The organism is Cryptosporangium phraense (assembly GCF_006912135.1).
Taxonomy (GTDB): Bacteria; Actinomycetota; Actinomycetes; order Mycobacteriales; family Cryptosporangiaceae; genus Cryptosporangium; species Cryptosporangium phraense.
In genome coordinates this window covers 29,242-53,611 of the sequence record NZ_VIRS01000046.1, presented here as the reverse complement: position 1 = coordinate 53,611, position 24,370 = coordinate 29,242, and the positions used below count along the sequence as shown (strand labels likewise).

General features: G+C 70.5%; 27 protein-coding genes. 17 read left to right on the top strand and 10 right to left on the bottom strand.

The features are described from left to right. The 11 genes from FL583_RS36310 to FL583_RS36260 form a co-directional block, all read left to right on the top strand. A partial coding sequence (locus FL583_RS36310) for a vWA domain-containing protein (RefSeq protein WP_205752770.1) occupies positions 1-1,225 on the top strand: 1,225 nt, incomplete at its 5' end. Then, complete coding sequence (locus FL583_RS36305; RefSeq protein WP_142709438.1) at positions 1,225-2,208, top strand: SRPBCC family protein; 984 nt, start codon at positions 1,225-1,227, stop codon at positions 2,206-2,208. The genes FL583_RS36310 and FL583_RS36305, both read left to right, overlap by 1 nt. Before the next feature lie 118 nt (positions 2,209-2,326). Further along, positions 2,327-3,382, top strand: coding sequence for a LacI family DNA-binding transcriptional regulator (locus FL583_RS36300; RefSeq protein WP_205752769.1), 1,056 nt, complete (start codon positions 2,327-2,329; stop codon positions 3,380-3,382). Positions 3,383-3,445: 63 nt separating this feature from the next. After that, on the top strand, positions 3,446-4,180 hold the full coding sequence (locus tag FL583_RS36295) for a glutamine amidotransferase (RefSeq protein WP_142709437.1): 735 nt from the start codon (positions 3,446-3,448) through the stop codon (positions 4,178-4,180). Between the two features lie 2 nt (positions 4,181-4,182). Beyond that, positions 4,183-4,884 carry a purine-nucleoside phosphorylase gene (locus FL583_RS36290; protein ID WP_142709436.1) on the top strand — a complete coding sequence of 234 codons (702 nt, stop codon included), beginning with the start codon at positions 4,183-4,185 and terminating at the stop codon, positions 4,882-4,884. A 191-nt stretch (positions 4,885-5,075) separates the two neighbouring features. Then, positions 5,076-6,203 (top strand): ABC transporter substrate-binding protein, encoded by a 1,128-nt coding sequence (locus tag FL583_RS36285; RefSeq protein ID WP_142709435.1) that lies wholly within the window; start codon positions 5,076-5,078, stop codon positions 6,201-6,203. Next, positions 6,200-6,970: an ABC transporter ATP-binding protein gene (locus FL583_RS36280; protein ID WP_142709434.1), complete on the top strand. Its 771-nt coding sequence runs from the start codon at positions 6,200-6,202 to the stop codon at positions 6,968-6,970. Before FL583_RS36285 ends, FL583_RS36280 begins: the two co-directional genes overlap by 4 nt. Next, positions 6,967-7,800 carry an ABC transporter permease gene (locus FL583_RS36275; protein WP_142709433.1) on the top strand — a complete coding sequence of 278 codons (834 nt, stop codon included), beginning with the start codon at positions 6,967-6,969 and terminating at the stop codon, positions 7,798-7,800. The genes FL583_RS36280 and FL583_RS36275 overlap by 4 nt, the downstream gene beginning before the upstream one ends. Beyond that, entirely contained in the window at positions 7,797-8,615 is an 819-nt protein-coding gene (locus FL583_RS36270; RefSeq protein ID WP_142709432.1) for an ABC transporter permease, read from the top strand. The genes FL583_RS36275 and FL583_RS36270 overlap by 4 nt, the downstream gene beginning before the upstream one ends. A gap of 12 nt (positions 8,616-8,627) precedes the next feature. After that, complete coding sequence (locus FL583_RS36265; RefSeq protein WP_142709431.1) at positions 8,628-9,764, top strand: adenosine deaminase; 1,137 nt, start codon at positions 8,628-8,630, stop codon at positions 9,762-9,764. A gap of 84 nt (positions 9,765-9,848) precedes the next feature. Next, complete coding sequence (locus FL583_RS36260) at positions 9,849-10,643, top strand: hypothetical protein (protein ID WP_142709430.1); 795 nt, start codon at positions 9,849-9,851, stop codon at positions 10,641-10,643. Between the two features lie 337 nt (positions 10,644-10,980). Here the strand turns inward: FL583_RS36260 and FL583_RS40585 are convergent, their stop codons facing one another. From FL583_RS40585 to FL583_RS36250, 3 genes are read right to left on the bottom strand one after another with little or no spacing between them, the layout of a single operon-like run. Then, positions 10,981-11,151: a hypothetical protein gene (locus FL583_RS40585; protein WP_170324052.1), complete on the bottom strand. Its 171-nt coding sequence runs from the start codon at positions 11,149-11,151 to the stop codon at positions 10,981-10,983. Between the two features lie 48 nt (positions 11,152-11,199). Continuing rightward, positions 11,200-11,529: a DUF3140 domain-containing protein gene (locus tag FL583_RS36255; protein WP_142709429.1), complete on the bottom strand. Its 330-nt coding sequence runs from the start codon at positions 11,527-11,529 to the stop codon at positions 11,200-11,202. Positions 11,530-11,546: 17 nt separating this feature from the next. Next, entirely contained in the window at positions 11,547-12,572 is a 1,026-nt protein-coding gene (locus FL583_RS36250) for a LacI family DNA-binding transcriptional regulator (protein ID WP_420843230.1), read from the bottom strand. A gap of 212 nt (positions 12,573-12,784) precedes the next feature. Here FL583_RS36250 and FL583_RS36245 point away from each other — a divergent pair, with 212 nt between their 5' ends. Next, positions 12,785-13,726 (top strand): lytic polysaccharide monooxygenase auxiliary activity family 9 protein, encoded by a 942-nt coding sequence (locus tag FL583_RS36245; RefSeq protein WP_205752767.1) that lies wholly within the window; start codon positions 12,785-12,787, stop codon positions 13,724-13,726. Between the two features lie 13 nt (positions 13,727-13,739). Here the strand turns inward: FL583_RS36245 and FL583_RS36240 are convergent, their stop codons facing one another. After that, positions 13,740-14,723 carry a glutathione S-transferase family protein gene (locus FL583_RS36240; RefSeq protein WP_142709427.1) on the bottom strand — a complete coding sequence of 328 codons (984 nt, stop codon included), beginning with the start codon at positions 14,721-14,723 and terminating at the stop codon, positions 13,740-13,742. 89 nt (positions 14,724-14,812) lie between these two features. Between FL583_RS36240 and FL583_RS36235 the strand changes: the two genes are divergently transcribed. Further along, the gene (locus FL583_RS36235) at positions 14,813-15,469 is read left to right on the top strand and encodes a DUF6308 family protein (RefSeq protein ID WP_142709426.1); all 657 of its coding nucleotides are present in this window, start codon (positions 14,813-14,815) and stop codon (positions 15,467-15,469) included. Here FL583_RS36235 and FL583_RS36230 read toward each other — a convergent pair. From FL583_RS36230 to FL583_RS36220, 3 genes are read right to left on the bottom strand one after another with little or no spacing between them, the layout of a single operon-like run. Further along, positions 15,466-17,214 carry an acyl-CoA dehydrogenase gene (locus FL583_RS36230; protein WP_240746933.1) on the bottom strand — a complete coding sequence of 583 codons (1,749 nt, stop codon included), beginning with the start codon at positions 17,212-17,214 and terminating at the stop codon, positions 15,466-15,468. The two genes, FL583_RS36235 and FL583_RS36230, sit on opposite strands and share 4 nt — an antisense overlap. Beyond that, the gene (locus tag FL583_RS36225) at positions 17,214-17,573 is read right to left on the bottom strand and encodes a DUF2203 domain-containing protein (RefSeq protein WP_142709425.1); all 360 of its coding nucleotides are present in this window, start codon (positions 17,571-17,573) and stop codon (positions 17,214-17,216) included. Before FL583_RS36225 ends, FL583_RS36230 begins: the two co-directional genes overlap by 1 nt. 9 nt (positions 17,574-17,582) lie before the next feature. Continuing rightward, positions 17,583-18,740, bottom strand: a complete 1,158-nt coding sequence (locus FL583_RS36220) for an acyl-CoA dehydrogenase family protein (RefSeq protein ID WP_142709424.1) — start codon at positions 18,738-18,740, stop codon at positions 17,583-17,585. Positions 18,741-18,864: 124 nt separating this feature from the next. Between FL583_RS36220 and FL583_RS36215 the strand changes: the two genes are divergently transcribed. Beyond that, complete coding sequence (locus FL583_RS36215) at positions 18,865-19,485, top strand: TetR/AcrR family transcriptional regulator (RefSeq protein ID WP_142709423.1); 621 nt, start codon at positions 18,865-18,867, stop codon at positions 19,483-19,485. Here FL583_RS36215 and FL583_RS36210 read toward each other — a convergent pair. Then, the gene (locus FL583_RS36210) at positions 19,436-20,104 is read right to left on the bottom strand and encodes a TetR/AcrR family transcriptional regulator C-terminal domain-containing protein (protein ID WP_142709422.1); all 669 of its coding nucleotides are present in this window, start codon (positions 20,102-20,104) and stop codon (positions 19,436-19,438) included. The two genes, FL583_RS36215 and FL583_RS36210, sit on opposite strands and share 50 nt — an antisense overlap. Before the next feature lie 49 nt (positions 20,105-20,153). Here FL583_RS36210 and FL583_RS36205 point away from each other — a divergent pair, with 49 nt between their 5' ends. After that, on the top strand, positions 20,154-21,686 hold the full coding sequence (locus FL583_RS36205; RefSeq protein WP_142709421.1) for a long-chain-fatty-acid--CoA ligase: 1,533 nt from the start codon (positions 20,154-20,156) through the stop codon (positions 21,684-21,686). 4 nt (positions 21,687-21,690) lie between these two features. Then, entirely contained in the window at positions 21,691-22,440 is a 750-nt protein-coding gene (locus tag FL583_RS36200; protein WP_142709420.1) for an SDR family NAD(P)-dependent oxidoreductase, read from the top strand. Here FL583_RS36200 and FL583_RS36195 read toward each other — a convergent pair. Further along, the gene (locus FL583_RS36195; RefSeq protein ID WP_142709419.1) at positions 22,435-23,109 is read right to left on the bottom strand and encodes an adenylate kinase family protein; all 675 of its coding nucleotides are present in this window, start codon (positions 23,107-23,109) and stop codon (positions 22,435-22,437) included. The two genes, FL583_RS36200 and FL583_RS36195, sit on opposite strands and share 6 nt — an antisense overlap. A 213-nt stretch (positions 23,110-23,322) precedes the next feature. On the opposite strand from FL583_RS36195, the gene FL583_RS36190 reads away from it, so the two are divergent. Further along, positions 23,323-23,916 carry a hypothetical protein gene (locus FL583_RS36190; protein ID WP_142709418.1) on the top strand — a complete coding sequence of 198 codons (594 nt, stop codon included), beginning with the start codon at positions 23,323-23,325 and terminating at the stop codon, positions 23,914-23,916. Between the two features lie 43 nt (positions 23,917-23,959). On the opposite strand, the gene FL583_RS36185 is transcribed toward FL583_RS36190, so the two are convergent. Then, a complete protein-coding gene (locus FL583_RS36185; protein ID WP_142709417.1) occupies positions 23,960-24,358 on the bottom strand; it encodes an RpiB/LacA/LacB family sugar-phosphate isomerase in 399 nt (132 codons plus the stop codon). Between the last annotated feature and the right edge of the window lie 12 nt (positions 24,359-24,370).

The window sequence follows — 24,370 nt, the reverse complement described above, 5'->3', positions numbered from 1 at the left end:
GCCGGGCTTGGCGGGCGCGGGTGGGCGGGGGCGCGGGATCTCGGTGGAGCCGGCGGTGCTGGCGGCTCGGTTCGCGGGGGCGTTGCACGAGGCCGGTGTGCCGGTCGGACCGGACCGGGCGGCCCGCTTCGCGGCGGCGCTGCGCCTGATCCCGCCGGACACCCGCGACCGTCTCTACTGGACCGCCCGCACGACGCTAGCCTCCGACAGCACCCAGCTTCCCCCCTTCGACGCGGTCTTCGCCCGGATCTTCGGCGACGACCAGCCCCCGGTCGACCTGGCCGACTCCCGGGGCGACCCCACCGCCCCGCCGCTGCCCAACGTCCCGTCCGAGACGCGCCCGACCCCGCCCGACGACCGGCCGGCCGACCGGGCCCCGTCCGGCTCGGGCACGCACTCGGGCGCAGGGGCCGGCGCCCCGGGCGACCCCCGGGCGGTGCCCGCTCTGGCCTCGTCCGCCGAGCGGCTCCAGCACACCGCGTTCGCCGAGCTCTCCGACGTCGAGATCGAGGCCGTGCGCCGGGTCGTCCGCGAGGTCGTGCTGGCGACGCCCCGCCGACGGACGCGCCGCTCCCGGGCGTCCACCAGGAACGGCGAGCGGATCGACGTCCGCAAGACCGTACGGAACGCGCGGAAGACCGGAGGGGATCCGGTCGAACTGGTGCATCGGCGCCGTAGGCGACGGCCTCGGCCGTTGGTCCTGCTGTGCGACGTGTCGGGGTCGATGGAGCCGTACACGCGGGTGTTCCTGGCGCTGCTGCACGGGTCGGTGGCCGGCGCGCGCGCCGAGGCGTTCGTGTTCGCGACGCGGCTGACGCGGCTCACCCGGCCGCTCGCCCGGCGCGACCCGGACCTGGCGCTGGCCCGAGCCGCGTCGGCGGCGCCGGACTGGTCGGGCGGGACCCGGCTGGCCGGGTCGCTGCACCGGTTCCTCGACGACTACGGCCGCCGCGGCCTCGCCCGGGGTGCGGTCGTCGTCATCCTCTCCGACGGCTGGGCGCAGGACGAGCCTTCGGAGGTCGCGTTGCAGATGGCGCGGTTACGGCGGCTCGCCTACCGGATCGTCTGGATCAACCCGCGCAAGGCCGCTCCGGGGTTCGCGCCGAAGGTCGGCGGGATGGCCGCGGCGCTCCCGTACTGCGACGCGTTCGTGAGCGGGCATAGCCTGGCCGCACTGAGCGAGGTCGCCGCCGCGGTCTCGTTTGACCGGAAGGGATCGAATTGATGCAGCTCGACAGCGCGTTCGACGTGACCGCCCCGATCGACCAGGTCTGGTCGACGCTGATGGACTTCGAGCGCGTAGCCGCGTGTCTGCCCGGCGCGCAGGTGCTCAACACGCTGTCCGAGGACGCGTACCAGGTCGGGATGAAGGTCAAGCTCGGCCCGGTGACGATGCAGTACAAGGGACAGTTAGAGGTGGTGGAGCGGGACGCGTCCGGCCACCGGGCCGTCCTGCGCGGTAAGGCGAAAGAGGCGCGCGGCCAGGGCACCGCGGAGGCGACCGCGCAGCTGGCGCTGACGTCCGACGGCATCACGACGCACGGCACGGTCTCGGCGGACGTGAACCTGTCGGGACGCGCGGCGGCGATGGGTCAGGGTGTGATCAACACGGTGACCGAGCAGATGATGACCCAGTTCGCGAGGAACCTGCAGGCCCTCCTGGCCGCGGACCCGACCGCCGCGGACCCCACCGCCGCGGACCCCACCGCCGCGGACGCTGCCGCCGCGGACGCTGCCGGCCCCGGGCCCGAAATCGCCGCTGTATCTGCGAGCGACACCGCCTCCGCGAGCGTCTCCAGCGATGCGGCCGAGGCCGCCACCGAAGATCGGGCAAAGGCGAGGAAGGCCGCACCGCGGAAGCGGGCCGTGAAGGCGGCTCCGGTGACCGCTGAGCCGGCCGAAGTGGACGCGGCCAACGGCACCGCCGTGTCCTCGGCGCCGGTCTCCGCCGGCGGCGAGCCCGCCGCCGCGGCCGCAACCGGCACGGCTCCGGCCTCCGACGCGCCCCCGGTCGCTGCCCCGACCACCTTCGCCTCGACGCCTGCTTTCGAACCCGCCGCGGACGACAGCGCTCTGGACGCACTCGCGCTGGCCCGGGCGGTCGCCGAAGCCCAGCTTCGCGAGCCCCGAAAGGCGCTCGGCCTGCTCGCGATCGTCGCCTTCTTCGCGTACCTACTCGGCCGCCGCGCCGGTCGCCGCCGCGCCTGACTCGAACGTCACCCGCACCGTCCGAACCGGGTCGCGCCTCGCCGGCGCGACCCGGACGGGTACGGAGGCGTGCCGGTCACCGTTGTGCAAAACGTTTTGGGCACCTAGCGTCCGACGCGTGACCGACGAACAGCCCGATCCGGAGGTGCCGCAGCGCCGGCCGCGCCGGACCCGGCGGCCGGTCTCGATTCACGACGTCGCCGACGCGGCCGGCGTCAGTCCCACCACGGTTTCGCACGTCTTGTCGGGCCGGCGACCGGTCAATGCCGCCACCGCCGCGAGGGTTCGGCAGGCGGTGAACCGGATGGGTTACGTACCGGCCTCGCTGGCGCGCAGCCTTCAGGCCGGTTCCACCTCGGTCATCGGCCTACTGATCCCCGACATCACCAATGGTTTCTACGCCGAGCTGGCCAAGGGCGTCGAAGACGCGGCCCACCACATCGGCTACAGCGTGATCCTCTGCAACACCGAGTTCGACCCCGCGCGCGAAGATCACTATCTCGACCTGATCCGCGGCCGGTTCATCGACGGGATGGTCTACGCCGCGGGCACTCCTCCGACCGAGGCCCGGCTGGAATCGCTGCTAGGCCGCTTCCCGATCGCGGTCGTCGACGAGGACGTCACCGGACTTCCCCAGTCGCTCTCCGCGATGGCCGACCACTACCAGGGCGGACGCCTGGCCGGTGAGCATCTGCGGCAACTCGGGCATCGCCGTGCGGCGGTGCTGACCGGCCCGGCGCTGCTGCCGAGTGCCGCGCAGCGCGCCCGGGGCTTCCGAGAGGCGTTCGAAGGCGACGTCATCCAGCTGGAAGGCACCTGGCTGGAGCAGTCCGGCGCGGAACTGATGCTCCAGTGCCTGGACTCGGACGGATTCGACCGGACCGCAGTGTTCGCCGCGAACGATCAGATGGCCCTCGGTGCGCTGGCCGTCCTGCACGAGCGAGGCTTGGCCGTGCCCGGCGACATCTCACTGGTCGGCTTCGACGACATCCGGGTCGCCTCGTTGTGCGCCCCACCACTGACCACCGTGCACCAGCCCGCCTACGACATCGGCCGGACCGCGACCGCGCAACTGCTGCAGTACGTGGCCAACGGGGAGGAGCCGCCGACATCGCGGCACCTCCTGCCGGTCCACCTCGAGGTCCGAGCCAGTACCGGGCCCGCTCCCGCCTGAGCTTCTCGTCGTCCCGGCCAGCGTCGGCCGTCCCTCATCCGTGCGCTCCAATAGGAGGTCCTCATGGCCCATGTGCTCCTCGTGGGCGAATCGTGGTTCACTTACACCACTCACCAGAAGGGCTTCGACGCCTTCGCCTCGGCCGAATACACCGAGGGAGGCGCCAGTTTCCTCGACGCCCTCCGCGAGTACGGCCACGAGACCAGCTACCTCCCGTCGCATCTCGTCGACCGGGAGTTCCCGGACGAGCTGGCTTCGTATGACGTGGTCGCGATCAGTGACGTCGGCGCCAACACGTTCCAGCTCGCCAGCCGGACGTTCACCCGGTCGCAGCCGTCGCCGGATCGCACCGAGACCATCCGGGCCTACGTCGAGAACGGCGGGGCACTGCTGACGATCGGCGGCTATCTCAGCTTCAGCGGCATCGACGCGAAGGCCCGATGGGGCCGGACGCCGCTGGCCGCGGCCCTGCCGGTCGAGGTGCTCGACCGCGACGACCGGGTCGAGCTGCCCGCTGGGGCGGTGCCGGAGGTCCGCGCGCCCGGCCATCCAGCGGTGTCCGCCGTCGCCGGCGTCTGGCCCGCACTGCTCGGGCTGAATCAGGTCACCGCGCGCGCCGACGTGCTGGTCGAGTGCGCGGGCCACCCCCTGTTGATCACCGGCGAGTACGGCTCCGGACGCACCGCCGCCTTCACGTCCGACATCGCCCCGCACTGGGCTCCGCCCGAGTTCGTGAGCTGGCCAGGATACGGTCAGCTCTGGGACGGCGTGGTCCGCTGGCTGCACAAGGAGAGCTGACCATGACGCCGACCCCCCACATCTCGGCCGGATCGGGCGAGTTCGCGCCGGACATGCTGATGCCGGGCGACCCGAAACGGGCCGCGCGAATCGCCGCCGACCTGCTGACCGACGCCACTCTCGTCACCGACGTCCGCGGGATCTCCGGGTTCACCGGCACGATCGGCGGACGCCCGCTCTCGGTGATGGCCTCCGGCATGGGCAACCCGTCGATCAGCATCTACGCCACCGAGCTGTACCGCTTCTACGGCGTCCGCCGGATCATCCGGGTCGGCACCTGCGGCGGGATCCCCGAGGACCTCGCCGTCGGCGACGTCGTCGTCGCGTCGGCCGCACACACCGAGTCGACGACCGGAACGGTGCGGGTCCCCGGGGTCTCGCTCTCGCTGGCGCCCTCCCCGCACCTGCTCCGCTCGGCGCTCACCGCCTCCGGGGCCGACGTACGGGTCGGACCGGTGCTCTCGACCGATTTCTTCTATCTGACCCGGCCCGGCGTCGTGGACGCACTCGGGGAACTCGGCACGCTGGCGATCGAAATGGAGGCCGCGGGTCTGTACGCGACCGCGATGGCCGAGGGGGCCGAGGCGCTGGCGATCCTCACGGTCAGCGATCACGTGAAGACGCGCGCGGCCATGTCGTCGGACGAGCGCGAGCGCCGGTACGAACGGATGCTCGATCTCGCTGTGAAGACGCTGTCGCTCTGATTTCGTTGCTTCGGGTGGGTTATTTATTCAGCCGAGTGCTGCCCAAAACGTTTTGCACTTCCTAGCGTGAAGTGACCGGCGATCGACCGCCGCCGACCCGCACACTGTCGTGTTTCCCCGGCTCGGAGCCCCTCTGTCGGCCTGTCCGAGTCCGGATCGGACGACTTCGCGCACGCGTACAAGGAGAAACCATGAACAGCGCCCGGTTCTCCCGGCGATCCATCCTCCGGGCCGGCGCCCTGGGCGGTCTCGCGTTCGGTGCCGCCGGCGTGCTGGCGGCCTGCGGCGACGATTCGTCCGACGCATCCGGCTCGTCGTCGGGTACGAAGGGTGACTACGGGACGATCTCGCTGAACCTGTCGTGGATCAAGAACCACGAGTTCGTCGGTGAGTACCTGGCCACCGAGAAGGGCTACTACACCGCGGCCGGGTTCAAGGACGTCATGCTGGTGGCCGGCGGCACGCAGACCACGGCCGAATCACTGGTGCTGGCGGGCAAGGTGACGATCGGTCTCTCGTCCCCGCCGATCACCGCGGCGACCCTGGTCAACTCGAACGCGCCGCTCAAGATCATCGGCGCCACCTATCAGAAGAACCCGTTCGCGATCGGCTCGATCGAGACGATGACCCCGATCCGGACCGCCAAGGACCTGATCGGCAAGCGGATCGGCGTGCAGGCCGGCGGCAATCAGACGCTGTTCGAGGGGCTGCTCGCGGCCAACGGCATCGACAAGTCGCAGGTGGAAATCGTCGGCGTGCAGTACGACGATTCGATTCTCAAGGCCGGCAAGGTCGACGGTTTCATGACCTACATCACCGACGACCTCCAACTCTCGCTGGCCGGGTACAAGCCGGTGATCATGTCGTTCGCCGACAACGGGCTGCCGTTCGTCGCCGAGACGTTCACCGTGCTACAGGACACGATCACGAAGAAGCGGGACATGCTCAAGGCGTTCCTGGTCGCCGAGATCAAGGGCTGGACGCACGCGATCAAGGACCCGGCCACCGCGGCGACGCTCACCGTCGAGAAGTACGGCAAGGACCAGAAGCTCACCTACGCCGACGAGTACGGCGGCGCGGTGGAGATCGCCGACCGGCTGATCGTCAGCGACGACACCAACGCCAACGGGCTGTTCACGATGACCGACGCGCTGATCGCGGACAACATCAAGTCGCTCAACACGATGGGCTACCCGGTCAAGGCCGACGACCTGTTCGATCTTTCTCTGATCACGGAGGTCTACCAGGAGAACCCGGATCTGAAAGCATCGATCACCGCGCCCACCGACCCCACTCCGTCGCCGTCGGCGTCGTCATGAGCGGGATCGTCCTCGACGGCCTGAGCAAGGATTTTCGGGTCGGTCGCCGAGTCGTGCACGCGCTGGACGACGTCAGCCTGACTACCCCGGCGAGCTCGTTCCTCTCGCTGATCGGGCCGTCCGGCTGCGGAAAGTCGACGATCCTGCGGATCCTGGCCGGACTGGAGACGGCGAGCAGCGGCACGGTCAGCCTGAACGGCCACTCGCCCGCGCAGATCCAGGGCGCGCACGAGCTCGGGATCGCGTTCCAGGACAGCGCGCTGCTGCCGTGGCGGACGGTGGAGCAGAACATCCGGTTGCCGCTGGAGATCGCCGGCCTCACGCCCGAGCCCGGCCGGATCGCCGGGTTGATCGAGCTCGTGGGTCTCAGCGGGTTCGAGAAGGCCAAACCCGCCCAATTGTCCGGCGGCATGCGGCAGCGGGTTTCGATCGCCCGCTGCCTGGCCGTGCGGCCCACGATGATGCTGCTCGACGAGCCGTTCGGCGCTCTCGACGACATGACCAGGCGCCGGCTCAACCTGGAGCTGCTGCGGATCTGGACCGAACGCCCGGCCACCACGCTGATGGTCACCCACGGTATCGACGAAGCGGTCCTCGTGTCCGACGTGGTCGCGGTGATGCTGCCGCGGCCGGGCCGGATCGCCGCGCTGGTCAACATCGACCTGCCGCGGCCCCGCACCGCGGAGATGCAGCGGACGCCGGAGTTCCACGCCTATGTCGACCGGATCTCCGAGCTGCTCTTCGCCGGCCGCGAGGAACCGGCATGACGGCGCCGCCCACCACCGAGGTCCCGCTGGGCACGGTGGCCGACGCCGGCTCCGGCCCGGCGCTCCCCCGCCCGGGCCGGGCCGCGTGGGTGGCGGGCGGGACGCTGTTCCTGGTGCTGATCTGGTGGCTGGTCTCGGTGTTCGCGTTCCGCGACACCGGCTCGGTGCCGACGCCCTGGGCGACGCTCGTCCAGTTCGTCGGCGACCTGGGCGACGCCACCTACTGGAAGGCGATCGGCGTCACCTGCTGGTCGGCGCTGCAGGGTTACCTCTGGGGCAACCTGCTGGCTCTGCTGCTCTCCGGCCTCGTCCTGGTGGTGCCGGTGCTGGAGCAGGCCACGACCCAGTTCGCGGTGATCGCGTCGTGCATCCCGCTGACCGCGATCGCGCCGCTGATCGTCCTCATGTCCGACACCGGCAGCCGCACGACGTCGGTGGTGCTGGCCGGGATGAGCGTCTTCTACACCACGGTGGTGGGCACTCTGGCCGGCCTGAAGAGCTCGGACCGGACGACGCTGGACCTGGTCGCCGCGTACGGCGGCGGCCGGTGGACCCAGCTGCGCAAGGTCCGGCTGATGTACGCCCTGCCGAGCGTGCTGTCCGCTCTGCGGATCGCGGCACCGGCCGCTCTCGTCGGCGCGATCCTCGGCGAGCTGTTCCTGTCCGGCGTCGACAGCGGGCTGGGGATCATGCTCCAGGCCGCGCAGATCCACTACGGACCTCGGCCGCTCTGGGCGCTGGCGATGATCTGCGCCGCGGTGGCCGGGCTCGCCTACGGTGCGATGACCCTGCTGGCGCGGGTCGTCGCACCCTGGGGGGTCCCCCGGTGACCGGGCTGCTCGCCCGGCGCGCCGGTCGCACGCTGGTCGCCCTGGTCGCCTCGTCGGTGGTCATCCTGCTGCTGTGGGAGATGGCTCTGCACGTGCTGGACGTGAGCCCGTACATCGGGAAGAGCCCGCTCGAGGTGTGGCAGTACCTGTTCACCGACGCACGGTTCGGACCCAGCGCGGCGGAGAACCGCGCCAAGCTGATCGGGCTCCTCGGGGTGACGCTCCGCGACGCCGGGGTCGGGTTCGTCTCCGGGAGCCTGGCCTCGACCGCGCTGGCCTCGGTGTTCTTCCTGGTGCCGCAGCTCGAGCTGGCGTTCCTCCCGCTGGCGATGCTGATGCGCACGGTTCCACTGGTCGGCTTCGCACCGATCATCTACCTCGTCTTCGGCAACGGGACGCCGACGGTCGCGCTGATCGGCACGATCATCGTGTTCTTCCCGGTGCTGATCAACCTGGCGCTGGGATTGCGCTCGGCGTCCCCGCAGGCCGCGGACCTGGTCCGCGTCTACGGCGGCAACCGGTGGACGACGCTGCGAATGGTCGCCTTCCCCAGCGCGCTGCCGAACCTGTTCGCGTCGGTCAAGATCGCGATCCCGCTCTCGCTGGTCGCCGCGATGCTCTACGAGTGGCTGTTCAGCCTCAAGGGCCTCGGCGGCGAGATCAGCGTCGCGAACGCGCACTCGCTCTACGCCGAGACCTGGGCGATCGCGGTGATCGTGGCCGCGGTCTCGATCGTCGTTTACAACGTCGTCGATTTCGTCGAGGCCCCGGCCCTGGCCCTGTGGGGGCCCAACGCCGGGGCCTTCGGTTCCTGAGGAGAGTTTCTGATGTATCCACGCTGGGCCGACGCCGGCGACCCGCTGCTGGCGCTGCCGAAGGTGACCCTGCACGACCATCTCGACGGTTCGCTGCGGCCGGAGACGATGCTCGAATTGGCCGACGCGCAGGGGCAGTCGCTGCCCTACGCCGACCCGGACACCCTGGCCGGATGGTTCCAGGGCACGGTCGCCGAGCCCGTCGTCGACAATTGGGACGAGAAGTTCGGCGTCACCACCCGCCTGATGCAGGACCCCGACAGCATCGTCCGGGTCGCCCACGAGTTCGTGCTCGATCTGGCCGCCGACGGAGTCGTCTACGGCGAGACCCGCTGGGCGCCCGAGAAACACGTCGGGAAGGGGATGTCGCTCTCGGAGACCGTCGAGGCGGTCGCGGCCGGGCTGGCCTCCGGCGAGCAGGCCGCGGCGGCGGCCGGTCGTCCGATCCGGGTGCGGCAGTTGCTCTGCGGAATGCGGACGTCCGACCTCAGCACGGAGATCGCGAAGCTGACGATCCAGCACTACGGCGATTCGGTCGCCGGCTTCGACGTGGCGGGCGTGGAGGAGGGCTTCCCGGCGTCCGAGCACGTCGAGGCGTGCCGCCTGCTCGAGGCTGCGAACGTGCCGTTCACGTTCCACACCGGCGAGCACGACGGCGTCTCGAGTATTGCCTCGACCGTTCACGACTGCCACGCGCTGCGCCTCGGTCACGGCGTCCGCATCGTCGAGGACATCTTTCTGGACGGGGTGGCCCTGGACATCCGGAGCGCGGTGGCCACCGTTGGCTCCCGGATCGACTCGCTGACGCTGGGCCCGCTGGCCAGGTGGGTGCGCGACCGGCGGATCCCGCTCGAGGTCTGCCTGTCGTCGAACTCCAAGGGCAACGTGGTGGACGGGTGGGCGAACCATCCGCTCGGGTTGCTGAAGGCGCTGGGCTTCACGGTCACGATGAACCCGGACAACCGGATGATGTCCGCGACGAGCCTGACCCGGGACATGCGCCGCGCGGTCGAGACGTTCGGCTTCGGGGCGGCCGACCTGCTCGAGGTGACCCGGAACGCCGCCGAAGCCGCGTTCTTGCCGCTGGCCGACCGAACGGCGCTGATCGCCGACGTGATCGAGCCCGGATTCGGCGATCTTCACCTCTGAATTTGTCGTACCTGTGTTCTAAAGTAGAGGTCAGTGGCCTCATCCGGCGGTCACTGGTCCTACACAGACGGAGGGACGGCTCCCATGACGACTCCCGGCACCATCGACGACGTCGCCACCCCGATCCGCGTGCTCGCCCGGCGCTCCGGCGAACCCTGGACCGACGCGGAGTACGCCGCGGTCGTCGCCGAGCTGGCCACCGGCACCCCGGTCGACCAGATCGCCAAGGAACTCCAGCGGACGCCCGGCGCCGTCCGCGGCGCCTTACGCCTGCTCACCCCGCCCTCACTCGCCCTCCGCGGCCCGGCCGCCGAATCCTGGCTGCGCGAACAGCTCGCGGCCACCCCGGCCTACGACTGGCGAGCCTCCCGCCGCGCGCACAGCAACGGCACCTACTGGACGCCGTCCGCCGACGCGATCCTCATCGAAGCCTGGCGCCGCGGCACGCCCCTCGGCGAGCTCGCCGCCACCGTCGGCGCCACCGAGCTGCACACCCACCGCCGCCTGGTCCAGCTCCACCTCTCGCACAGCGTGCTCGATACCGTCGACCGGCTGGGCTGCACTCCCGGCGGCGACCTGGAGGCCCGCTACCTGGTAGCTCGGGACGAATATCGTTCCGCTGTCTGGGTGCTCACGATCAACGGCCTGCTAGACCAGTACGGCACCGTGGTCGACCACATCAGTGTCCACTCCAGCCGAGGCGCCGCGGCCATGACGCTCGAGCGCCTCACGTCCACCCACCGAGCCACCGCCGTGACCCGTCGCCTCTCGGTCCCCCCGGCCAGCTGGCGCCTGGTCGGCCGAGGCCTCGACGCCGCCGCCTACGGCCTGGGCCACCCCGACACCGCCGGCGAAATCCCTTCCCACCGAGCTGCCTGACCCACCAGCCACGCCGGAGGCGGGGAGGCGTCTACCGGAGCTACCTGCGGAAGGCGGGGCCACCCCCTCCTGGTCGGAGCCACCTGCGCGGAGCGGGACCGCCCACCCCGAGAGCCCGACCGCCCCCCGCTACCTTTTCGCGGTTCCCGGTTGGGGACCTCGCGGTCGCCTGGTTGTTCTTATGGTCACGTGGCCTGACCGGCGACCGGAACCAAGTCATTGGGGCAACGGCCGGATACCAGGTGTTTCTCGGGCTGGACATCGGGAACGACGGGCATCACACGACTGGGCGCGGACTGCTCACCCAGATCCACCCGCCCTCGAAGGCGTTCTCGGCTCACGAGCCGCGCACCCGGTCGTCGTCGAACTCCTGTCTCGATTCGACGGACACCGACCGGCCTGCGCGCAGCCGGCCGCCGACGTCAGGACCGCCGCCCGGATCTTGCTCGAAGTCGGCGACGCCAGCGCCCTTGCCCACCTCTGGCAACGCGCCGAAGACAAACGCCACAACACCGCCCGCCCCGCACGCATCCGGCCACCCGCCGGGGCAAACCGACTAAACCGGGTCATGACCCCAATTCATCAACGAATATCGCCACTTCGTATCCCCCACATCCCCCTCCGGACGCTGCGCCAAGTGCCTGTGCACATACCCGACGACCTTCCGCATGTGGGCGTAATCGTCATCCCCCAGCTCAGACTTCTTCGCCCGCAGAATCCTCACGATATGGCGCCCCGAATCGTGCCCCACCGACTCCGACGAACCGCCCGCCTTCTGGCCCACCGACTTCGACTCGTCACTCTCGAGCCACTTCTCGAGCTTCGCCGGCGCCATGTTCACCGCATCGCGGAACTCGTCCCACGTCTCCTGCCGATCATCCGCCATGCGACGGGCTACCCGCGCTACGCGGTCCCACGCACCACCAGGTGCACCGGCAGGATCTCGCGCACCGGCTCGCCGCCGGCGAGCATCTCCAACAGCGCCTCCACCAGGCGGCGGCCGAACGACCCGACCGGCTGGTGCACGGTCGTCAGCGGCGGCTCGGTCCAGGCCGCGACGTCCTCCAGGTCGTCGAACCCGATCACCGCGACGTCCTCGGGCACCCGGCGCCCGGCCCGGCGCAGAGCGCCCAGGGCACCGGCGGCCATCAGGTCGCTGGCCGCGAACACGGCGTCCAGATCGGGCACCCGGGCCAGCAGCTCGGTCATCGCCCGCTCGCCGCCACCCCGGGTGAAGTCACCGTGCGCGATCAGATCGTGGTCGACCGGCCCGAGCGTCTCCTCCAGCACGCTGCGGTAGCCGTCCAGACGCTCCATCGCGGCCCGGTGGTCCAGCGACCCGGTGATCGTCGCGATGCGACGTCGGCCCAGATCGACCAGGTGCTCGACGGCGCGGCGGGCACCGTCGCGCTGGTCGACGTCGACCGAACCGGCGAAGCCGAGGTCGTCCCCGAAGGGGCGGCCGCCGAACATGACCGGGACCGGCAGGTGCCGGAGCTGCTGCCCGAGCGGGTCGGTGCGGTGCACGGACAGGACGATCGCCCCGTCGACGTGGCCACCGGCGAGGTAGCGGGTGATCCGGTCGTGGTCGTCGTCGCCACCGGTCAGCAGCAGCACGGCCTGACGGCCGGCGTCGCCGAGCTCGCGGCTGGTCTGCAGGATCAGCTGGGACAGGAACGGGTCGGTCATCATCATGTCCGACGGCTCGCCGACGACGAGCGCGACCGCGTCCGTACGGCGGGTCACCAGGCTGCGGGCGACCGGGTTGGGCACGTAGCCGAGCGTCCGGATCGCGTCCTCGACGCGGGCTCTCACCTCGGGACCGACCTTCGAGGACTGATTCACCACCCGCGACACCGTGGCCCGCGAGACGCCCGCGAGCTCGGCGACCGCATCCAGCGTCGGACGCGGACCCCAGCCGGATCGCACCCCGTTCGGCACCGCCAGACCCCCGATCTCGAGCGCGCGATCCAGCGATAGCAGAGAGCGCTTTCCCACGCGAGGGCAACAGTACCGCGCGCCACTCTCCGTGCTGTCGATACCGCCGCAACAAACAGCGATTTCCCGCCCGGCTGAACCCGACGTAGCCCGCCTGCGTACCCACAGTAGGCAGCCACCCAAACGCACCAAGGGGTTCATCGGTGAAACCACTCCGGATAGCGGCCGCCGGGACGCTCGTCGGGGTTCTGGTCGCGCTGTTCGCGCCGACCGCTCCAGCGTCGGCGCACGGCACGCTCACCTCTCCGATCTCCCGCACGGCCGCGTGCGGAACCGAGGGCGGAGCGACCGCGCGGTCCGCGGCCTGCCGGGCGGCGGTCGCCGCCAGTCAGCCCGGCGCGGCCGAGGCCTGGGACAACCTCCGGGTCGCCGGCGTCGACGGACGCGACCGGTCGGTCATCCCGGACGGAAAGCTCTGCAGCGGCGGGCTGGACCAGTACGCCGGGCTCGACCTCCCGCGCACCGACTGGCCGACGACGACGGTGACGCCCGGCGCCAGGTTCACGTTCCGGTATGCGACGACGATCCCGCACCAGGGGACGTTCAAGCTCTTCGTGACGAAGGCGAGCTACCGGCCGGGCCGGGCACTGCGGTGGGCCGACCTGAACACGAAGCCGTTCCTGACGATCACCGATCCGCGCATCTCGAACGGCGCGTACGTGCTACCCGGCACGATGCCGAAGGGCCTGACCGGGCACCACGTCATCTACGGGATCTGGCAGAACTCCAGCACGGCGGACACGTACTACTCCTGCTCGGACGTGCTGTTCGGGGCCGGGACCGAGCCCGCCAAGACCAAGTCTCCGTCGCCGGTGTCGGCAGCGCAGGGCGGCAGCGGCGGGATCCCGGCCGCGGCCAGCGGGAGCGCGTCCCCGGCGGCGACGCACCACCACCACGACGCCGCACCGAGCACGGCGCCCGACCAGGTCGAGCCGTCGGCCGCGGCCGTTCAGGAGCCGGCCGGGATGATGAACGGGAGCCGCTGGCCGCTGATCGCGGGCATCGGGCTCACGCTCGCCGTCCTCGGCGCGATCGGCCTGCTGGCCCTCCACTACCGCCCCAAACCCCGCCACCGCCGAGGCTGAGCCGCCGCCGCGGCTAGGCCGCGGCCGCCACCGACGGAACCTCTTCCCCCTCGGCCACCGGCCCAGGCGGTGTCCCGTCCCCGAACGGACGACCGCCCAACTCCTCCCGCCCGTGCGGAGTCAGCCACAACGACAGATCCGGCCCGATCGGCACGATCCCGGTCGGATTGATGTTCCGATGCACCTCGTAGTAGTGCCGAGCGATGTGATCGAAGTTCACCGTGTCGCCGAACCCCGGCGTCTGGAACAGATCCCGGCTGTACGCCCACAGCGCCGGGTACTCGGTGATCTTCCGCCGGTTGCACTTGAAGTGACCGTGATACACGACGTCGAACCGCACCAGCGTCACCCACAGCCGGATGTCCGCCTCGGTGATCGTGTCCCCCACCAGGTACCGCTGCGACGAGAGCCGCGACTCCAGCGCGTCCAGCCGCGCGAACAGCCGGGCCACCACCCGTGAGTACGCCCGCTGCCGGGTCGCGAACCCGGCCATGTACACCCCGTTGTTGACGTCCCGGAACACGTCCTCGTTGACCGCGTCGATCTCGTCCCGGAGAGCCTCGGGATACAGCGACGGAGCTCCGGGTCGGTGCAGCGGCGCCCACTCCAGCTCGAGGTTGAGCGTGATCTCCGGATAGTCGTTCGTCACCAGCCGGCCGCTCGGCACGTCCACGATCGCCGGCACGCTGATCCCGCCCGAGTACGACGCGTCCCGCGCCGCGTACGCCTCCCCCAGGTACCGGATCCCGAGCACCGGGTCCCGATCCCCCGGATCCAGCGTGAACCGCCACGACCGCGAATCCTGGATCGGATCCGCGACCGCCATCGACAGCGCCGACTCCAGCCCGAGCAGCCGGCGCACGATCACCGCCCGGGACGCCCACGGACACGCCCGGCTCACGACCAGCCGGTACCGCCCGGCTTCCAGCGGCCAGTCGCCGGTCCCGATCCGATCGGTGAAATGACTCGGCGCCCGCTCGAACTCGCCATCCTCCACGAGAGCTCTCCCGTTCTCCCCTAAAAGGGATATAAGCACCTATATTGATAACCTGACGCAGCCGGTTCAGTACGCGAGAGGTGACAAGCGTGACCGAGACCGCCCCCGACTACCAGTTCGCGCACCACACACTGGACCGCTTCGTCTACGGTGACCTGCGGCAAGCCGCCGTGATCAACGTCGGCCGGTACTTCAATACCGACCTGTACCCCGGCGCGCGATTCGAACGCCTGGACGGCGGCGGCGATCGCCCCGAGGTCGCCCACCAGTTCACCGCGTCCGACATCATGGCGGTCCGCTGTCTGGGAACCGACGTCAAGCCGGTCGCGGCGATCGCGATCCTCGAGATGCACGGCAACCGGCTCTCGGCCCTGCTCCGGCGGATCCCGCACACGCCGCTCCACGACGCCCCGAAGTCGGAGATTGACGGCTCGTCCGCCGCCGGCACGCTCGCGAGCATGCTGATCAGCGACGACTTCCCGCACCTGGGCCGGATGACCGCCACCAAGCTGATGGCCCGCAAGCGCCCGCACCTGCTGCCGACCTACGACATCGTGGTGGCCCGGGTCCTCGGCAAGCCGCGGGACATCACCCACTGCCTGCACGGCTGGTTCCACGCCGACCCCGAGCGGGCCAAGACGCTCGCCGCCATGCGCGACGAGATCGGCGGGATCTCCGACATCAGTCTGCTGAGAATCCTCGACTCCGCCATCTGGATGCACGGCATGGAGAGCACCGTGCACTAGAACCAGGCCGGGTCGGCTTCCAGCGTGGTCCGGTCCCGGGACTCCAGCAGGTCGAACTGCGGGCCGGTCTTCGGCAGCTCGTAGCGGAAGAAGTACCGCGCGGCCTGCCGCTTGCCCGCGTAGAACGCACCCTCCCGCTCGCCGGCGGCGAGCGCCTGCTCCAGCCAGAGCCAGGCCACCACCGTGTGCCCCACCGCCTCCAGGTAGATCGACGCGTTCGCGAGCGCGATCTCCGGGTCACCGGGACCCCAGAGCGCCGCCGTGACCTCGCCGATCCGGGTCACCGCCGCTCCCAGCGAGGCCGCCCAGGTCGCGAGCTCCCCGCCGGCCGCCGCGCCGCAGGCCACGGTCGTACCGATCACCGAGCCGAGCAGCGCCAGCCCGGCCCCGCCCTGCATCACGACCTTGCGTCCGAGCAGGTCCAGCCCCTGGATCCCGTGCGTCCCCTCGTGGATCGGGTTCAGCCGGTTGTCCCGGTAGTGCTGCTCGACGTCGTACTCGCGGGTGTACCCGTACCCGCCGTGCACCTGGATGGCCAGGTCGTTGGCCTCCAGGCACCACTGCGACGGCCAGCTCTTGGCGATCGGCGTCAGCACGTCCAGCAGCAGGTGGGCGTCCGAGCCGGGCAGCGTGTGCTCGTCGTCGAGGAGCCGGGCGCAGTACAGGTTGAGGGCCAGCGCGCCTTCCACGTAGGACTTCTGGGCCAGCAGCATCCGCCGGACGTCCGCGTGCTCGATGATCGGCACCTGCAGCGCGTTCGGGTCCTTGGCGGCCACCGGCCGCCCCTGCGGGCGGTTCCGCGCGTAGTCGAGCGCCTTCAGGTAGCCGGTGTACCCGAGCGCGGTCGCGCCCCCGCCGACACCGACCCGCGCCTCGTTCATCATGTGGAACATGTAGGTCAGCCCGCGGTGCGGCTCCCCCACCAGGTACCCGACCGCGCCCTCTCCGGCTTCGCCGAAGTTCAGCATCGTGTTCGTGGTCCCGCGGTAGCCCATCTTGTGGTTCAGACCGGCCAGCCGGACGTCGTTCCGCGCGCCGTCCGGGAGGAACTTCGGCACGACGAACAGCGAGATCCCCTTGACGCCCGCCGGACCGCCGGGGATCTTGGCCAGCACCAGGTGGACGATGTTCTCGCCGAGCTCGTGATCGCCGCCCGAGATCCACATCTTGTTGCCGACCACCCGGTACGTGCCGTCGTCCTGCCGGACCGCCCGGGTGACGATGTCGGCCAGCGACGACCCGGCCTGCGGCTCGGACAGGCACATCGTCCCGTGGAAGCGGCCGTCGACCATCGGCTTCACGTACCGCTCGACGAGCTCCGGCGAGCCGTGCGCGAGCAGTAGGTTCGTCGCGCCGAGGGTGAGGAACGGGTAGGCCGCGGTGCCGACGTTCGCGGCCTGGAACCAGGCGAAGCAGGCCCGGGCGACGACGCCGGGCAACTGGGCGCCGCCCACCGACGCGGGCAGCGCGGCGCCCATCAGCCCGGTACCGGCGAACACGTCGAGCGCGCGCTTGACCTCGGGGATCATCGTGACCCGCTCGCCGTCGAACGTCGGCTCGTTCGCGTCGGCGCGCTTGTTGTGGGTGGCGAAGTGCTCGGTCGCGACCTCTTCGGCGAGATCGAGCGCCCCGTCGAACGTCTCCCGCGAGTGCTCGGCGAAGTACGGACGCTTGGTCAGCTGCTCGACGTCGAGCCACTCGTAGAGCAGGAAGTCGAGGTCCCGCCTCGAGAGCAGCAGTGACATCAGAGCGGACGCCTCCCAGCGAAACCCAGGTCGGTGCGGTGGTACCAATCCAGCGAGCGGTCCCCCTCCAGCCAGCAGAGGAGCACCGGGATCCCGTCCAGGTCGGACGGGAAGTCGATCAGCAACGGCGCCAGGCTCTTCAGCTCGGCACCGGTCTCCTGCACGGTCGTCATCAGCTCGTCCAGCCGGGCCTGGGCCGCCTTCAGCTCCGGGAGTCCTCCCAGCTCAGTCGGCGGCCCGTTCAGCGCGACCGCGGCGGCCAGCTCGGCGGCGTCGGCCCGCAGCGCGACGATCTCGTCGAGCACCGGCAGCAACGTCGAAAGCTCGTCGCGCGCTTCATCCACCGTGAACAGGCCCATGCGGGCAGCTTAGAGACCGAGGCTCTTGGCGATGATCGTGCGCATGACCTCCGAGGTTCCGCCGTAGATGCGGTTGACGCGGTTGTCGGCGTAGAGGCGGGCGATCGGGTACTCGAGCATGTAGCCGTAGCCGCCGTGCAGCTGCAGGCACTTGTCGATGACCCGGGAGGCCACGTCGGTGCAGAACAGCTTCGCCTTGGCCGCGTCCGAGGCCGACAGCTCACCCAGGTCGTGCGCGTCCAGCGCCCGGTCGACGACCGCCTGGGCGGCCTCGACCTCGGTCTGGCAGTCGGCCAGCACGAACTTCGTGTTCTGGAACCCGGCGACCGACTGACCGAACACCGTGCGCTCCTTGACGTAGTCGAGCGCGAACTGCACGGCCGCGGTGGCCTGCGCGTACGCCCCGACCGCGATGCCGAGCCGCTCCTGCGGGAGGTTGTGCGTCAGGTACGAGAACGCCTTGCCCTCCTCGCCCAGCAGGTCCTCGACCGGCACCTTGACGTCGGTGAACGAGAGCTCGGCCGTGTCGGACGTCCGCAGCCCGATCTTCTCCAGCTTGCGCCCGACCTGGTACCCCTCGGACTTCGTGTCGACGACCAGGATCGACAGCCCGCCGCGCCGGTCCTCCTTCGTCGCCGGGGTGGTCCGGCAGACGACGAGCACGCGGTCGGCCAGCACACCGCCGGTGATGAACGTCTTGGCGCCGTTGAGCACGTAGTGGGTGCCGTCGGGCGAGAGCACCGCGGTCGTCTTCATGCCGGCCAGGTCGGATCCGGTGCCCGGCTCGGTCATCGCGATCGCGGTCATGATCTCGCCGCTGACGAACCCGGGCAGCCAGCGCTTCTTCTGCTCGTCGTTGCCGTACGCGAGCAGGTACGGCAGGCAGAGCGCGGTGTGCACGCTCGAGCCGCCGAAGCTGACGCCGGCCCGGGCCAGCTCCTCGGTGGTCACCGCGGAGAACTTGAACGACGTCTCGCCGGCGCCGCCGTACTCCTCCGGCACCTCGATGCCGAAGACGCCCAGCTCGCCGAGCTTGAGGTAGAAGTCGCGCGGGACGTGCCCCTGCTCCTCCCACTGCGGGTAGACCGGGACGACCTCCTCGGCGATGAAGTCGCGAATCGTGGCGCGGTACGCCTCGTGGTCCTCGTTGAATACGGTTCGGCGCACGCGCGTCGTCCTCTCAGCTCACCCGCTGGACGATCGTTAAGTTACTCAGGGGTACTCGGCCCTGTCCAGCCGTGCTTATCACTGTAAACCGGGCGCGGGAACGAACAAACGTTAGGCTGCCCACGTGACGAGCACCGCACCGCTCCGAACCCCAGGTCACCAGGCGCTTCTCGCCGCGGCCCGGGAGGAGTTCGCCGAGCGCGGCTACGGCGGCGCGTCGATCCGCGACATCGCCCAGCGGGCCGCGGTCAGCCTGGCCGCGCTGTACCACTACTACGGCAGCAAGCAGGAGCTGCTGTACGCGCTGCTCGACGAGGGCATGGACGTCTACGACCAGATCAGCCTGCAGGCGCTGGGCCGGACCGGCGACGACCCGGCCGAGCGGCTCGAGGCGCTGGTCGAGGCCCTGGTGCGGTTCCGCTGTGGCCCGCGCGGCAGCAGCCAGCTCGAACTCACCGAGTTCCGCAGCCTCAGCCCCGAGCAGCACGCGGCCCTGCGCACCCGCCAGGCGGTCGCGACCGGCCGCTTCCGCGAGGTCATCGCCGACGGCGTCGGCTCCGGCATCTTCCGGACGCCGGAACCCGACGACGCCCGCCGGGCGATCATCGCCGCCTGCAACGCGATCGCCCAGTGGTGGCGCCCGGACGGAAGCATCCAGCCGCACGACCTCATCGAGCGCTACTCGGACCTGGCGCTCACCATCGTGGAGTACCGCCCGCGCGCCCTGAGGCGCCGCGCGCGGTGACGGTCCGCGCGGCCAGCCCGTCGAGCAGCGACTCCAGGCCCAGCTCGAACGCGCCCTCGTCGATCTCCCGCTGGTGTTCAGCCAGCAGGTGGGCCTCGGACAGGTGGGGATACCGGCCCGCGTACACGCTCGCGTCGTCGGGGAATCCGCGGGCGAACGAGCCCAGCGCCGAACCCGTCACGAAGTAGCGCATCAGCGCGCCGATCCGCGTCGCCTGGCCCCGCGGCCAGCCGGCGTCGACCAGGCATCCGAACACCGCGTCGGCGATCTTCAGCGAGTTCGGCCGGTGCCCCATGCCGTGCGCGAGCGCCGGGACGATGTTCGGGTGCTCGGCCAGCGCGGCCCGGTACGACCGGGCCCACTCGCGCAGCGCCGTGCGCCAGTCCGCGACCGGCGTCGCGAACATCGACAGATCGACCTCCCCGAGGATCGTGTCGACCACCGCGTCGACCAGGTCCTCCATGGTCGACACGTGGTTGTAGAGCGACGGCCCGCTCACCCCGAGTTCGGCCGCCAGCCGACGGGTCGAGAGCGCGTCGAGCCCGTCCGCGTCCACGACGGCGAGCGCCGTGGCGACGATGCGGTCACGGCTGAGCAGAGGTCGGCGAGGGCGCCCCACAGCCGCTCACCCTAGCGGAGTCAAAACTAGCGCTGCTAACTTCCGAACCATGACGACCCTCTCGCTGGCCAGCGTCCTGGCCGAATCGGCACGACGCCGTCCCGATCACCTCGCGCTCATCGAGGGCGAGCAGCGCATCACGTTCGCGCAGATGTGGGACCAGGTCCGCGGCCAGGCCGCCGCGCTCGAAGCCGAGGGCGTCCGGCCCGGCGACCGGGTCGCGCTGATGGCTCCCAACACGGCCGAGTTCCCCCGGGCCTACTACGCGATCCTGGCCGCCGGCGCGGTCGTCGTCCCGGTCCACCTGCTGCTCTCGGCCGAGGAGGTCGAGCACGTCCTGCGCGACTCGGGCGCGACGCTGCTGCTCTGCCACGTGGCCGTTGCCCAGACCGGCGTCGCCGCCGGCCTGGCCGTCGGCGTCAGGACGCTCACCCTCGGCCCGGAGGTTCCTGCCCTGGCGTCCGTCAAGAGGCTGGAAGAGAACCAGGCAACACCGTTGCCGTTGCACCGGACGACCCAGGCCGACGACCCGGCGGTCATCTTCTACACCAGCGGAACCACCGGACGCCCGAAGGGCGCGGTGCTCAGCCACCTGAACATGGTCATGAACGCCACCGTCAACGCGTTCGACGCCAACGACGCCCGGCCGGACGACGTCGCGCTCGGCGCGCTACCGCTGTTCCACTCGTTCGGCCAGACGGTCAGCCTCAACACCACCTGGCGGGTCGGCGCGACCGTCGTGCTGCTCCCCCGGTTCGAGGCCGCCGACGCGATCGCGCTGATGGTGCGCGAGAACGTCAACACGTTCCACGGCGTCCCGACGATGTACGTCCGCCTGGTGGAAGCGGCGCGGGACGCGCCGGAGCTGCCGCGATTGAAGATCGCGGTCTCCGGGGGTGCGTCGCTGCCGGTCCCGGTCCTGGAAGCGTTCGAGAAGACGTTCGGGACGCCGATCTACGAGGGGTACGGGCTGAGCGAGACGTCGCCGAGCGCGTCGGTGAACCAGCCGCACTTCGGCACCAGGCCGGGGTCGGTCGGGCACGCGCTCTGGGGCATCGACGTGGAGATCGCCCGGGCCGAGATCGACGAGCGGATCGAGCTGCTGCCGGTCGGCGAACTCGGCGAGATCGTGATCCGCGGCCACAACGTGTTCACCGGCTACCTGGGCAATCCCGAGGCGACCGCGGAGGCGCTGGTCGACGGCTGGTTCCGAAGCGGCGACCTGGGCACGAAAGACGCCGACGGGTTCGTCACGATCGTCGACCGCAAGAAGGACCTGATCATCCGCGGCGGGTTCAACGTGTACCCGCGCGAGGTCGAGGAGGTGCTGCTGCGCTATCCCGGGCTGAGCGAGGCCGCGGTGATCGGGATCCCCGACCCGGTCCACGGCGAGGAGATCTGCGCGGTCGTCGTGCCCGACCCGGCCGCCGCCGGGCCGCTGGACGTCGACGAGCTGATCGCGTTCGCGCAGGACCACCTGGGCCGGCACAAGTACCCGCGCCGGGTCGAGGTCGTCGACCAGTTACCGCTCGGACCGAGCCTGAAGGTGCTCAAGCGGGAGCTGCGACGGCAATACCGTTGAGCGCATGACGCTCTCCTACGTGGTGACCGGGGCCGGCGGCGGGATCGGCCGGGCGATCGTCGAACGCCTGCTGGACGACGGCGGCGCGGTGGCCGCCGTCGACCGGTCGCACGAGGCCCTGGCCTGGACCGACGACCGCGACCGGGTGATCCCGGTCGCCGCCGACGCGACCGACGAGGACGCGATGGAGTTCGCCGCTTCGGCGGCCACCGATCTGGGGACGCTCTTCGGCTGGGTGAACAACGCGGCCGCCTTCCACGACCTGTCCGTGCACACGGCGCCGATCGACGACGTCTCGGCCGCGATCCGGCGGAACATCGATCTGGCGGTCACCGGCTCGACCGTCGCGGTCCGCCGGTTCAGAACCCAAGGCCACGGCGGGTCGATCGTCAACCTCTCGTCCTGGCAGGCCAAGCTGGCCGTGCCGGGCGCGCTGACCTACAGCACCGCGAAGGCGGCGATCGAGGGGCTCACCCGGGCGCTGGCGGTCGAGTACGGCCCGGACGGGATCCGGGTGAACGTCGTCGCGCCCGGCTCCGTCGACACCGCCCGGTACCGGGAGTACGTCGGGCAGCACCCGGCGGTCGAGGCCGAGATGGCCCGGCTGCACCCGCTCGGGCGGGTCGCACAGGCGGCCGAGGTCGCGGCCGCGGTCGCGTTCCTGCTCGGGCCGGACGCCACGTTCATCACCGGCGTCGTGCTGCCGGTCGACGGCGGCCGTACCGCGCTCGGGCACGACCCCGAGGCGCTATGAGCCCGGCCGCTGGCTCGATTCCGGGCCGCGGGTGATCGGGAGGCCGAGCTCGGTGCGGATCTGACGCTGCACCATCACCTTGTCCGGCTGCGCGTCGATCGAAACCACGAACTCCTTGCGTCGGAACAGGTCGAGCACCGGGTTCGTCTTCGAGTGGTAGTCACGCAGCCGAGCCTCGAGCGCGTGCTCGGCGTCGTCCTCGCGGGTGGCGAGTTCGCCGCCGCAGACGTCGCACCGGCCCTCGACCTGGGGCCGGTGAGCGATCAGGTTGTAGTCCATCCCGCAGCGCGTGCAGAGCCGCCGGTTGAGCACCCGGCGGCGGACCTCGTCGTCCGGGAGTTCGAGGTGGATGACGCCGTCGATGTCGTAGCTCTCGAGGAAGAACTCGGCCTGCGGCCGGTTGCGCGGGAACCCGTCGATGATGAAGCCGTAGTTCCAGTCGTGCTGATCGAGGCGGGTGGCGACGAGCGAGCCCACCAGGTCGTCGCTGACGAGTTCGCCGGCGGCCACGATGCGGCGGACCTGGGCGCCGATCTTCGTGTGGTGCTGCACCTGCCACCGGAGCATGTCGCCGACGCTGATCTGCACGAGGTCGAAGTCGTTGGCGAGCATTGCCGCCTGGGTGCCTTTACCGCTGCCCTGGACGCCCATGATCACGTACTTCCGCATACCCCGACCCTTTCACCGCTCGCGTATCACCGCCAGCGGCGCGCCGCCGCGAGCTGCGGAAACGCTGGGTAATCAGACACGCCGGTAGGACCCCTACTTGGGGGGCGAATTAGTCGACAAAAGCCACCGATTTGTTAGGCGCGGGTTTCGATCAATTACCGAGCGTCAACTCTCACAGTCGTACGTCAAGGAACGTCCAGAAGGGAGAGATCTATGCAGTTAGCACGGTCGAAAGCAACAGCAGCAGCTCTCGCCGCAGTCCTGGCGGTTCTCATGGGTGGTATCGCCCTGATCGGCTCTCCGGCCAACGCGGCTCCGGCCGCGGCCGAGGGGACGCTGACGTCGACGGTCGCGGGTGCGTTCACCGACGCCCAGGGTGGCCAGGGGACGTTCGCCGGTACGTTCACGCCGAACAAGTTCGTGGAGTCCGACGGCCACGCCGTCGCGCAGGGGACGCTCGCGGGCACGCTGACCGACTCCACCGGAGCGGTCGTCGGCACGGTGAGCGAGCCGGCGAGCTTCGTGGTGCAGAGCGCCACGAGCGACGGCACCCAGGCCACGACCCAGGCGGCGCTGGCCAGCTGCTCCATCCTCGATCTGGTGCTGGGTCCGCTGGACCTGAACCTGCTCGGGCTGACCGTGCACCTCAACCAGGTTGTTCTGCACATCGTCGCCGAGAGCGGCGCCGGGAACCTTCTCGGCAACCTGCTCTGCGCGGTGGCCGGGCTGCTCGACGGCGGTCCGCTGGCTCAGCTCGTCGCGACGCTGAACCAGATTCTCGGCCTGCTGGGTCTGCTCGGATTGTAGTAACGGCGTGATCGGCCGCCCGGGGCTTCGGCCCCGGGCGGTTTCACAGTTGGGCGATGTTGTCGGCCTCGTCCGGGTCGGGCTCCGGCTCGGACAGGAACGCGCGGACGCACTCCACCGCCACGTCCGGCGCCAGCCGCTTGAGGCTCAGCGCGACGACGTTCGCGTCGTTCCAGAGCCGCGCGCCCCGCGCGGTCCAGGCGTCGGCCACCGTGGCCGCCCGGGCCCCGGCCACCTTGTTCGCCGCGATCGCGGTCCCGGTCCCCGTCCAGCACATGAGGACGCCGAACTCGGCGCGCCTCTCGACGACCGCCTGAGCGACTCCTTTCGACATCACCGGCCAGGAGCCCTCGACGAGGACGAGTTGGTGCTCCGAGCTCAGGTAGGCCCGCACCGCCTCGACACATTCGTTCGTATCGTCAGCCGCGAACGCGATCCGCATGACGTCAGCGTA